Origin of the sequence: Streptomyces sp. NPDC002573, assembly GCF_042889625.1 — a bacterium.
In the GTDB taxonomy this organism is placed as follows: domain Bacteria; phylum Actinomycetota; class Actinomycetes; order Streptomycetales; family Streptomycetaceae; genus Streptomyces; species Streptomyces gibsoniae.
On the sequence record NZ_JBIARC010000139.1, the window covers coordinates 1 to 11,320 of the forward strand.

9 protein-coding genes and 1 pseudogene are annotated in these 11,320 nt (G+C 67.3%); 6 read left to right on the top strand and 4 right to left on the bottom strand.

Annotation, left to right across the window (positions count from 1 at the left end):
- Both ACFYX0_RS44965 and ACFYX0_RS44970 read left to right on the top strand, forming a co-directional pair.
- On the top strand, positions 1–339 hold a 339-nt coding region (locus ACFYX0_RS44965), incomplete at its 5' end, for an enoyl-CoA hydratase/isomerase family protein (RefSeq protein ID WP_388980890.1).
- Positions 340–346: 7 nt separating this feature from the next.
- Positions 347–1,504, top strand: a pseudogene (locus ACFYX0_RS44970) (IS1380 family transposase); the annotation flags it as partial.
- A gap of 258 nt (positions 1,505–1,762) precedes the next feature.
- Here ACFYX0_RS44970 and ACFYX0_RS44975 read toward each other — a convergent pair.
- The 3 genes from ACFYX0_RS44975 to ACFYX0_RS44985 all read right to left on the bottom strand — a co-directional run bounded on the left by ACFYX0_RS44975 (position 1,763) and on the right by ACFYX0_RS44985 (position 5,892).
- Positions 1,763–3,958 (bottom strand): SpoIIE family protein phosphatase, encoded by a 2,196-nt coding sequence (locus ACFYX0_RS44975; protein ID WP_388980892.1) that lies wholly within the window; start codon positions 3,956–3,958, stop codon positions 1,763–1,765.
- 211 nt (positions 3,959–4,169) lie between these two features.
- The gene (locus ACFYX0_RS44980) at positions 4,170–5,120 is read right to left on the bottom strand and encodes a 3-hydroxyacyl-CoA dehydrogenase NAD-binding domain-containing protein (RefSeq protein ID WP_388980894.1); all 951 of its coding nucleotides are present in this window, start codon (positions 5,118–5,120) and stop codon (positions 4,170–4,172) included.
- Positions 5,121–5,154: 34 nt separating this feature from the next.
- Positions 5,155–5,892, bottom strand: a complete 738-nt coding sequence (locus ACFYX0_RS44985; RefSeq protein WP_388980897.1) for an acetoacetate decarboxylase — start codon at positions 5,890–5,892, stop codon at positions 5,155–5,157.
- A gap of 117 nt (positions 5,893–6,009) precedes the next feature.
- Here ACFYX0_RS44985 and ACFYX0_RS44990 point away from each other — a divergent pair, with 117 nt between their 5' ends.
- Positions 6,010–6,864 (top strand): LysR family transcriptional regulator, encoded by an 855-nt coding sequence (locus tag ACFYX0_RS44990; RefSeq protein ID WP_388980899.1) that lies wholly within the window; start codon positions 6,010–6,012, stop codon positions 6,862–6,864.
- Between the two features lie 252 nt (positions 6,865–7,116).
- Here ACFYX0_RS44990 and ACFYX0_RS44995 read toward each other — a convergent pair whose 3' ends face one another.
- Positions 7,117–8,007 (bottom strand): LysR substrate-binding domain-containing protein, encoded by an 891-nt coding sequence (locus ACFYX0_RS44995; protein ID WP_388980901.1) that lies wholly within the window; start codon positions 8,005–8,007, stop codon positions 7,117–7,119.
- 150 nt (positions 8,008–8,157) lie between these two features.
- Here ACFYX0_RS44995 and ACFYX0_RS45000 point away from each other — a divergent pair, with 150 nt between their 5' ends.
- The 3 genes from ACFYX0_RS45000 to ACFYX0_RS45010 form a co-directional block, all read left to right on the top strand.
- A complete protein-coding gene (locus tag ACFYX0_RS45000) occupies positions 8,158–9,363 on the top strand; it encodes a CoA transferase (RefSeq protein WP_355923739.1) in 1,206 nt (401 codons plus the stop codon).
- A 49-nt stretch (positions 9,364–9,412) separates the two neighbouring features.
- Positions 9,413–10,600, top strand: a complete 1,188-nt coding sequence (locus tag ACFYX0_RS45005; protein ID WP_388980904.1) for an acyl-CoA dehydrogenase family protein — start codon at positions 9,413–9,415, stop codon at positions 10,598–10,600.
- Positions 10,601–11,120: 520 nt separating this feature from the next.
- The coding region (locus ACFYX0_RS45010) for an enoyl-CoA hydratase/isomerase family protein (protein ID WP_388980907.1) at positions 11,121–11,320 on the top strand (200 nt) is incomplete at its 3' end.

Below are 11,320 nucleotides of genomic sequence, written 5' to 3' on the forward strand. Positions count from 1 at the left end.
CTGCTCGGGGCCGACGACTTCCCGGCGGACCTGGCGGCAGAGTACGGCTACGTCAACCGCGTCCTTCCCGAGGGCGAGCTGGACAACTTCGTCGACGCCTTCGCCCGCCGCATCGCAGGGTTCGACAAGGTCGCCGTAGCCGGAACCAAGGCCCTCATCAACGCGAGCACCCCGATTCCGGACGAAGAGTTCGGATCCGCCCTGTCCGCCTACTTCCAAACGGTAGGACGGCCGGAGAACGAACACCGCGTACGGCGCCTCTTCGAACATGGCCTGCAGAAGCCGGACGGCATCGAACTCGACCTCGGCAAGCAGGTCGCAGAGAGCAACCGAAACTGACGCCGGCGACCAGGCGGAGGTGTTCGGCCCCGTCGCCTCCACCCCGACTGCTTGGCGCCTGCTGGCCGGCATCGACTCGGCTGCACTCGAACGCCTGCGCTCGGCCAGGGCAACCGCTCGGGAGGTCGCCTGGCTGCTGGCCGCCGAGACCAGGGCAGGTCGCGTTCGCCCGCGCGGGCGGACGCGACCTGCCCTGGTCTTGTCCTGGACCTCGACGCCACCCTGGTCACCTGCCACTCCGAGCACGAGCAGGCAGCGGCGACCTGCAAACGCGGCTTCGGCTACCACCCGCTGCTGTGCTTCCTGGACAACACCGGCGAATCCCTGGCCGCAGTCCTCAGGCCCGGCAACGCCGGTGCCAACACCGCCGCCGACCACATCACCGTCCTCGACCAGGCGCTCGCCCAGATCCCCGACGCCCACCGCCACGGCACACCCATCCTCATCCGCGCGGACAGTGCCGGAGGAGCGAAAGCATTCCTGAGCCACGTGCGGGCCCTGTGCTCGCGCGGGATCCTCACCTACTTCTCCGTCGGATACGCCGTCACCGAGCCGGTCCGCCAGGTGATCCGAGCCCTGCCAGAGCAGGTCTGGCATCCCGCACTCGAACAGGACGGCGCCCTGCGCGAGGGCGCGCAAGTCGCCGAGCTGACCGGCATGACGGACCTGGCCGGCTACCCGGGCGGGACACGGGTCATCGTGCGGCGAGAGCGTCCGCACCCCGGTGCCCAGCTGTCGCTGTTCGACCTGGACGAGGGCATGCGCCACCAGGTCTTCCTCACCGACGCCCCCTACAGTGAGGGCTCCTTGCAGCACCTGGAGGTCCGCCATCGCGCACACGCCTGCGTCGAGGACCGCATCCGCAGCGGCAAGACCACCGGCCTCGGCCGCTTCCCCTCCCGCCACTACCAAATCAACACCGCCTGGCTGGAGCTGGCCCTGACCGGCGCCGATCTGCTCGCCTGGACTCAAACACTTCTGCTGGAAGGCGAGTTGGCCACCGCCGAACCGGAGAAACTCCGCTACCGGCTTGCTGCACGCAGCCGTCCGCATCATCCGGGGCGGTCGCCGCCTCCACCTGCGCATCTCCGCAACCAGGCCCTGGCGAAACGAGCTGACCAGCGCATTCGTCCGCCTCACGGCCCTACCCCGGCCAGCCACCTGAACCGCGACACCGCCCCTGCCCACCCACAACCCGAGGAACCCCGGAGCACCCGACCCGCGCGTCGGGCCCCGGCCATGCCCGCCGACAATGAGCAACCGAACCCACCACTGCACACCCGCTCAGATCGGCTCAACCACCCCCTTCAGTTGACCCGCTCTTGGCACATCAACAACAACGACCGGATTGGCCCTAAGTTGCCGGTACTGAGGCTAGTGTCCACCAATTCGGAGCAAGATCACTCCTGCGGCGTTCGCCGTTTCAGTGCGGCGTCTCCGATCCCGCCTCCGCGGGCAGTTCGAACCACACGGTCTTGCCGCGTCCGCTGGGTGAATTCCCCCACCCGGAGGCAAGCGCCGAAACAATAAGCAGACCGCGCCCACCCTCGGCTTCATCTTCCGCACGAGGCACAGTCACTGGCCGCGCCGGATGCGGGTCGCTGTCACGTACCTCCACGCGGATATGATCCGGATACTGTCGGACGCAGACGCTCACGTCGCTGTCCCCATGGACCAATGCGTTGGTGACCACTTCCGAGGTGAGGAGCTCGGCTTCGTCCACGGCAGAGTCCAGGCTCCAGGTGCGCAGCCACTCCCGCAGTTCCTTCCTCGCGCGGTGGACTCCCTGCAAGTCACGCCGCTGGATCGCCAGCTGGCGGAACTGCCGCTGCACCTTCGACGCACGGCCCTCGAACCTCATCAGCAGCAGCGCCGTGTCATCGGCGGTGGAGCAGGGACCGACAGCTCCGATCAGCTGGTCGCCAAGGGTCTCCAGCTCTCCGTCCGAGGCTGTCAGGGCGCTTTCGAAGGCTTCCCTCAGCGGCCGCTCGTCACGACCGCTCAGTCCGTTGGTGTAGAGGGCGATGGTCGTGCCCGGTTCCAGTGTGAGGTCGGTTGCTTGGTAGTCGGGGTCGGGCTCGATCCCGAGAGCGGTGCCGGTACTGATGTCTTCGGCCTCATACCGGCCGTCGACGGTGCGAATCATGGGAGGCGGGTGCCCTGCGTCGGCGATTCGGGCTGCACCTGTATCCGAGTCGATCCAAAGGCAACAGCAGGTGGCGAACAGGCCTGTGTCCAAGTCGATCAGCAGGTGGTTGGTCCTCGCCAGAACGCTGGCCGGGTCGTGTCCCTCCGACGCGTAGGCGCGCACTGCGGTGCGCAGCTGGCCCATGACCACCGCGGCCGCCGTGCTGTGACCCTCGACGTCGCCGACCACGGCGGCCAGGCCGCCATCGGGCAGGCTGATCAGGTCGTACCAATCACCGCCGAGTTCGATACCCCCCGTGGTCGGAACATACCTGCTGGTGACCAGCACCCCGGCAGGCTGGGGCAGCATTCGTGGCAGCAGAGTCTCCTGCAGCTTCTGCGCGAGTGCGTGCTGGGCGTCGTGCAGTTGTGTGCGCTCGAACGCCTCACCCAGCAGCCCGGACAAGGCGGTCAGGACGGGCTCTCCGGCCCTAGCGTGCCTGTCGTCGGGATCGAATGCCAGGGAACATACGCCGACCGCGCGACCCTCCGCCAGCAGCGGGAGGACAACCCACGAGTAGCTGGCGACACCGGACCCGCCCGCCGGCACACGACCCTGTACCTGTTCCTCCCACGGCTCGTGGCGGAACTGGCGCGTCTGGGCGATGGCTTCCGTCTCCGGCGTGGACCTGCTCACCGGCAGGCCGTTCAGCGTTCCCAGGAATTCCCGGGAGCAACCGACGGCGCCGACCACGCGCAGTCGGTCCGCTTCGACCAGGGAGAGGGCCATCGCGCGAGCGGAAAAGGCGCCCATGACCCGCTTGAGTGCGAGATCGGCCGCGTCCTCGGTGCGTGTCACCGAGGCCGACTGGACCGCAAGCTTGTGCAGGTGGTACAGGAGCGGAGCTTCCGCGGGGACCGACCCGCCTGCCGGCGGCCCGGTCCCTTGGGCATCGACGTCGGGCGCGGCGGGGACGACCACAATGGGGACCTGGGGGGGCTCCATGCAGACACCGGCAGCGGCAAGGGAATCGAGAGTGAGCGAGAGTTCGGCGCCTGCCTTGGCCAGATAGTCCTTTTCCCCATGCGTAAGGGTGTGGAACGTTTCCGCCCACCTCACGGTGAGCGCACCGAAACGACGTTGCGTCGAGGAGAGGGGAACCGCGGCAGTCGTGAAGGGAAACGGCGTGAAGACCGCAAGATCCGGATGCTTTCCGAGGATATCCATCGAATGTCGTGTGGTGATATTGCCGGACCTGAAAGCCACGGTTGACGCATAAACATCGTCGTCGACCGAAAGGTTGTCCAGTGCACCCACGCCGAGCAGTGTCACCGCAACGACGACGGCGTCGAGCATCGAGCTTTTTGGCGCGTGCAGGTATATGGACACTGCGGAAGCACGTAGATCACGCAGACACCGGCAGGCGGCTGCGGTGAGTAGCTCGTCGCGTTCGGCCACGCCCAGCTCCGCATCAGTGAGCGAGGCGCCCATAGGCTCCCTGGTAGTCATGCGAGACTCTCTTCCGTCCCCTGTTCACCGAGCCTACCGCTATAGGCGCATGTCGACGCCTCGGGAGCACCGCCGACCGCCGAGCCTCCGGCGGCTCAAGGCATCGCTGCGGCGCGCCACTGGTATAGGTCACGGGGCTGATCCGGGACTGGACGGGCGCTGGCAGGGTGGTCGGCGGGGCGTCGCGCACTCCTCAGGACAGGCCGAGGGCATGCATGACCTTGATTTCGCCTTCGTCTCGTGCGGATTTCAGTTCCTCGATGGTCTCGCCGAAGTCGGCGTCTTGGGAGAGGAGTTTGGCGGTTGCCTCGTTGAGCGTCGGGGTGCCGAGATCGTGCCACAGGTCTTCCCAGACGGGCCCGAGGTGCTGCAGGAAGTGCGGCAGGCCACCGGGGCCTCCGCCGACGTGAAAGCTGCGGAAGGGGCCGGCAACAGCCCAGCGCAGGCCGATAGAGGAAGTGACGATTACGTCGAGTTCCTGCTCGGTCACCACGCCCTGCACGACGAGGTTGACCGCTTCGCGGAAGAGCGCGGCCTGGAGCCGGTTGGCGACGAATCCGGGCACTTCCTTGTGCAGCACCTGCGGCTTTTTTCCCAAGGCCTCGTAGAAGGCGACAGTGCGCTTTACGGTGTCCGGCTCGGTCTGCTCGCCGGGGACGACTTCGACCAGCGGGAGGAGGTGCGGTGGGTTGAAGGGATGGCCGATGACCAGCCGTCCGGGCTGTGCCATCGACTGGGCCATGGCGGTGGCCGGAATGCTGGAGCTGGAGCTGAGCAGCAAGGTGTCCGGGCGCGTTGCCTGCTCGATGCGGGCGAAGAGGTCCTGTTTGAAGTCGAGGCGCTCCGGGCCGTTCTCCTGGACGACGTCCGCGTCCGCGACTGCGCGGCCGAGGTCTGCTTCGAAACGCAGGTTGCGGTCGAGATCGGTGGTGGGCAGGCCGAGTGCTTGGAGTGCCGGGACTGCTTGATCCAGTTGCTCTCGCATCCGCTTCTCGACGTCGGGCAGGGGGTCGTTGACGGTGACGGTCAGGCCCTTGGCGAGGAATAGGGCGGTCCATGACGCACCGATGACCCCGGCGCCGATGACGGTGACGTGCTGGAAGGCGTCCAGAGTGCCGCCGGTGGTGGCGGGAGTGTCGTTCATCGTGGCTCCTGAAGTGCTGCCGGTCGGAGGGCCCTCACTGGGTGAGGTAGTCGTGGACGGGCTTGGGCGTGGGCAGAGTGAGGTTGGTCAGGACGTGGCTGGCTGAGACGATCTGGCGGACGGGCAGGTCGGCCAGGGGCGCCATGGCGTGCTCGAAGAGTTGCAGGCGGGCGGGGCCGCTCCAGGCGCCGAGGATCTCGATCTCGGTGATCTCGGCGCGGATCAGTTCGCAGATCCGTGGAGTGCCGTCGTATCCGGGCACGATCTTGAGCATGTACGTCGGTGCGGTGATCTCGGCGTGGGCCTCGGCATGGTCGAGGGAGTGGTGCTTGTAGCCCATGGTGGCGGTGGCCACACGCAGGGTGCCGTAGTCCAGAGTGCCGACGACGGTGTCGGAGTCGGTGTAGAGCCTGGGCGATCCGAGCTTCTTCGGGTAGGCGCTGGCCTCGCGGCCGACCGCTATGGCGGGGGCATTGTCGAGGTACATGCAGTGGATGTAGTCGGCCGGCTGCCCGTCGAGGGAGACCCGCAGGACCTGTCCGGACTCGGTGTAGTCGCCCAGCCCCGTGGTGTCGGGCATCCGGATCACCTCGAAGCGCACCAGCGGTTCCCCGACTTCCAGCGGCTCGGGGACCACGGAGCGCATGGCCTCCGGATCGGTCCGGTAGGTGATGTTCAGGTACTCCCGGCGGGCGAAGCGATACGGGCCTACCGGATAGGCGGATCCCATCAGCGGGGTGGTCAGCTGAGTCAGCACATCGGCACTGCGCATGACGGTTCACTACTTCCTGGTCGTTTAAGGATGGTGGAAGCGCTCCGGGCACCGAGGCTAAGCAGCCACCCACCGAGAAGAGAAATACGCCGTGAAGTGGATTTATACTGTGCCCGTATGGAAATCGATCTGAGGCATCTGCGGTACTTCGTAGCCTTCGCGGAGGAGGAGCACTTCTCTCGGGCCGCCGCAGCCTGCAGGGTCAGTCAGCCCACCCTCACCCGAGCCGTCCGCAACCTCGAGACGGTCCTCGGGGTCCGGCTGGTCGAACGAACCACCCGCAGCGTCGCCCTCACCCCCGCCGGACGGCGGCTGAGCGAGGACCTGCGTGACGTGCTGGAACGGCTGGATGGTGTTCTGCACGCCGCCAGCTCGGAGGGGACTTTCAAGATCGGTTTCACGTGGTTGCTGCCCGGCGACTGGTTCCCGGCCGCAGTGCACACCTTCGAGCGTCGGACCGGAGTGACTGTCGAGCTCGTACGCCGCGACGACCGCCTGGCAGGCGTCGACCGCGGCGCGGTGGACGCGGCCGTTGTCCACGGGACGGTCGCCCAGCCAGGCCTGCATGTCATCGAACTGCTCCGCGAGTCACGCGTCGTCGCGGTCTCCCGGCACGGCGCCTTGGCCCACAGGCGCCGGCTTCATTGGGACGAACTCGCCGACTCGCCCTTGGTGGTGAACGCACGCAGCGGGACCGTCGACCCCCGGCTATGGCCGGAAGATCACCGTCCGCACGTGGCCGCATCGTGCCAAACGTTCGACGAATGCCTGGAGTTGGTCGCCGCCGACCGAGGCATCGTCGTCCTGCCGGAGTCCGCGCGTCTGCACCCCCACCCCGGCCTGCGCTACGTCGCACTCGCCGACGCGCCGCCGGTCCCCCTCGTACTTGTCCGGCCCACCCGCGGCGCACACCCGCTCGCAGAGCAGTTGGGTGCTGTCGCGCAATCGGTTGCTCGGTGCAGCAGGCTCTGAGCCGTGGCCGCGATGGATGAGTCGGCGACCGTCCGATGCGACGCCAGGTGCTCCTCGTGACAACGGGGCGGCGGCCTCCCGCGAACTGGCGGTCTGCATCGGGCGTCCCCACCGAGCGGCAGGATGTACAGCGGATCGGTGGCAAACTGCTGGCCGTCCCACCGAAGACGTAGCAGTCAGCCTGTCGCAGCCCTGCCGAACGAGTGCGTGACCAGCGCCAGACCGGTCCGGCGGCAAATCCGGCGTCCGGGTCTAATCGTCTTTGACGATGCGCAGGACCTGCTTGACGGCTGGATCGGGCGTGTCCATTCGGTGGACGGCGACGACGGCGCTCTCCAGATCGCGGGAGGGGCCCTCGACGGGGCGGAACACCACGTGCTGGGTGTCCGTCATGCCCATCTGGCTGGGCAGCAGGCTCACGCACACCCCAGCTGAGGTGTAGCTCAGCACACACTGCAGGTCGTCGGCCTGGCCCCCGATCTTTGGTGTGAATCCGGCATGCAGACAAGCGGAGCGCACCTGCTCGGCGAAGGCCGGCATCACCACGGGGTTCGGCAGCGCGAAGGCGTCGCCGGCGAGCTCGTACAGGGGCACGGACGCCTGTCCCGCCAGCCGATGGCCTTCGGGCAGCGCGACCACGAGGTATTCCCGGTGCAGCTCGTGCACCGCCAACTGCTCGAGCCCCTCCACCGGGGTGCGGATGATCGCCAGGTCCAGGCTGGCGGTCTTGACCATCTCGCAGAGCGTCGCCGAGTTGTTCTGGCGCAGGTGCAACTGCAGGCCGGGCAGCCGCTGCGCGACGCGACGCAGCAACTTTGGGAGAAAGCTGTAGCTCTGGCTGTTGACGACCCCGAGACGCAGCGTGCCTTCGACGCCCCCGGCGATGCGGCGGGCCCGGTCGATGGCGGCGGCCTGGGCGTCGAGGAGGCGCTGGGCGTCTTCGGCGAAAGCCGCCCCGGCGGCGGTGAGGCTCACTCCGTGAGCGTCGCGCTGGAGCAGGTCGACGCCGAGACCGCGTTCGAGCCGTTGGATGGCCTGGCTCAGCGGGGGCTGCGTCATGGACAGGGCCGCCGCTGCCCTGCCGAAATGTTGTTCACGGGTGAGCACCACGAACTGCTCGAGCATCCGTGTCGTGAATTCCATATGCAAAACAATATCACCAGGGTGAGCCAGTGGAATTGGACGCCATCTGTTTCGTAGGGCTCTACTGGAAACGTCGCGCGAAGCGGCTGAGGAAAACTCCCCCGGACCGCTCGCAATGTCGAGCGAAATCCCTTTGTGACGGAGGCACGAATGTCGGAGAAGCAGCACAACGGAAACGGTGGACCGCTGGCCGGGCTGCGGGTCGTCGAGCTGGGCACCGTCGTCATGGCGCCGTATGCCGCGCAGCAGCTCGGTGACCTCGGCGCGGACGTGATAAAGGTCGAGCACCCGGACGGGGACGTCTCCCGGAGGTGGACGCCGCAGCGGCACCCCGGCATGGGTGCGGCGAACCTGAACCTGAACCGCAACAAGCGCAGCGTTGTGCTGAACCTGAAGGAAAGTCGCGACAGGGCGGCGTTTCTTGCGCTGGCGGCGACAGCCGACGTGTTCATCACCAACGTCCGCCCGGACGCACTGCGTCGGCTCGGCGTGGACTACGAGCGGTTGTCCGTAGCGAACCCGCGCCTGGTCTTCGTCACCGCGCAGGGCTTCCGCGTCGATTCCAGCCAGGGCGACCGTGCGGCCTACGACGACACCGTGCAGGCGGCGACCGGACTGCTCGCGCTCAACCAGCAGGTGAGCGGCGAACCGCGGTTCGTACCGACGCTGCTGGTCGACAAGCTGTGCGGCCTCGTGATCGTGCAGGCGGTACTGGCCGCGCTGCGCGAACGGGACAACCTCAGCGGAATCGGCCAGCACGTCGAGGTGCCGATGGTCGACACGATGCTCTCGTTCAACCTCGTCGAGCACCTGTGGGCCGCCACACTGGAACCTCACGGCGAATTCGGCTACCGGCGGGCACTGAGCCCCCGGCGCGAGGCCACGCCCACCTCGGACGGGTGGATGGTCATCATGCCCTACACCGACCGCAACTGGCGTGACTTCGCCGCAGCAGTCGGACGGCCGGAATTGGCCGACGATCCGCGGTTCTCTTCACTCAAGGCCCGAACTGCGAACGCCGACGAGTTCTACGACCTGATCGCGTCTCTGACGCCGTTGCACACCACCAGTGAATGGCAGGAGCTGTGCGACGCCAAGAGCATCCCCGCGTCCCCCGTCCACACCCTCGCCGAGGCGACGTCAACCGAATACGCCAAGGAGGGCGGAATTCTCCAAGACGCTGTCCACCCGACCGAAGGCCCGTACCGCCTGATCGGCCATCCGGTGCGGTACTCCCGTACCCCGGCTGCCTTGTACCGGCACAGCCCGAACCTCGGCGAGAACACTCGGGAAGTGCTCGCCAAACTCGGGTTCGACCCTGCCGAACCCGAAGAAACCGCCGCGACCAAGGTCTGATACGACCGGCACGGATAAATCAGCAGAAATCGAAAGGAATATCGCAGAAATGACCACGCAGATGACCGGGGAATTCACTGCACCTGCCGTCGACTACCTCAGCCTGGACAGCCTGTTCTCGGTCGAGGAACTCGAATTGCGGGACCGCGTCCGGAAGTTCGTCGACGCCAGGATCAAGCCGAACATCAACGCCTGGTACGAGGCGGCCCACTTCCCCCGCGAGCTTCCCCGCGAGCTGGGGGAACAGGGACTGCTGGGCATGACCATCACCGGTTATGGATGTCCTGGGCTCAGCGCGGTCGAGAAGGGCATCGCGATGATGGAGCTCGAGGCCGGCGACTCGGGGTTGCGGACGTTTGTAAGCGTCCAGGACTCGCTCGCGATGAGCGCGATACACAAGTTCGGCTCGGAGGCGCAGAAGCAGCGATGGCTGCCGGGGATGGCGAAGGGCGAGCTGATCGGCTGCTTTGGCCTGACCGAGCCCACCGCGGGCAGCGACCCCTCGAGCATGATCACCCACGCGCGGCTCGAGGGCGACGAGTGGGTGCTGAACGGCGCCAAGCGCTGGATCGGTCTTGCCTCCATCGCCGACGTCGCGATCATCTGGGCAAAGACCGACGAGGGGATCCGTGGTTTCCTCGTGCCCACCTCGACCCCGGGCTTCACCGCCACCCCCATACAGTCGAAGCTGTCGATGCGCGCATCGATCCAGTGCGACATCACCCTCGACGATGTGCGCCTGGCACCGGACGCCGTCCTACCGGGCGTGACTGGCCTCAAGGGCCCGCTGTCCTGCCTTGACGAGGCCCGCTACGGCATTCTGTGGGGAGCGCTCGGCGCCGCCCGCGACTCTTACGAGGCGGCCCTTGCCTACACGCTGCAGCGCGAGCAGTTCGGCCGCCCGATCGCCGGATTCCAGCTGACCCAGGAAAAGCTCGTCGCGATGGTCCTCGAGATCCAGAAGGGCCTGTTGGTGGCACTGCACACCGGACGGATGAAGGACGCGGGCACGCTGCGTCCCGCACAGATCTCGTTCGGCAAGCTCAACAATGTGCGTGAGGCGATCGCGATCTGCCGGGAGGCACGTACGATGCTCGGCGGCAACGGCATCACGCTCGACTACTCGCCCCTGCGCCACGCCAGCAACCTCGAGGCCGTTCGCACCTACGAGGGCACCGACGAGGTGCACACCCTGATCATGGGCCGGGCCATCACGGACATCCCGGCATTCACCTAGCGCACCCGCGGCGCCGTGAACGGCGACGTTCACGGCGCCGGGCGGGGTGGGTAAGCCGGCTGGCCGTGGCCCTCGCGATATGCGACGAGACTCCACCGTCACAAACCCACCCGTCGGGAGCACGCACGCCCGCTACGATTGCCAAGCCGGTGTCCGACATCGTCGTACTCCAGGTGGGTTGTGCAACAAGTGACGGGCGGCGGAGCGCTCGCCGCAGGAGCTACTGCTATAGGCCCGCCAGGAGATGCGGCTCACCGAGCTGCCCCATCAGAAGCCCATACTGGGCGGCACTCTCCGTGTTCGCCTCGGTATCGGTGCGACACAAGGCGACGACTCGTCAAGATCATCCGTGCGGGGGTCCCGGTGCAGGTCGCTCGCGATCCGGCTGACGAGAACCTCACAAGTGAGGTGCGAAGTGGCGCTGTTACGTCGGCAGCGTGAAGTGCGCCGCCGACGCGCGCGCGAGAGCGGCGGCCCGCGCCGCCCGCGCATCTCTCCCGTCCTTCCAGGAGGAACACCCATGGCTCAACCCGGTCTGCTGCTGCGGCGGGACGGCGGGATGGCCACCGTCATCATCAGCAACCCCGCCGAGCGCAACGCCATGACGCTGGCGATGTGGCAGGAGCTGCCCATCCTGCTGCACCGGCTGGCGGCCGACCCCGCCGTGCGGGTGCTGGTGCTGACCGGCGACGGCGACACGTTCTGCTCGGGGGCGGACAT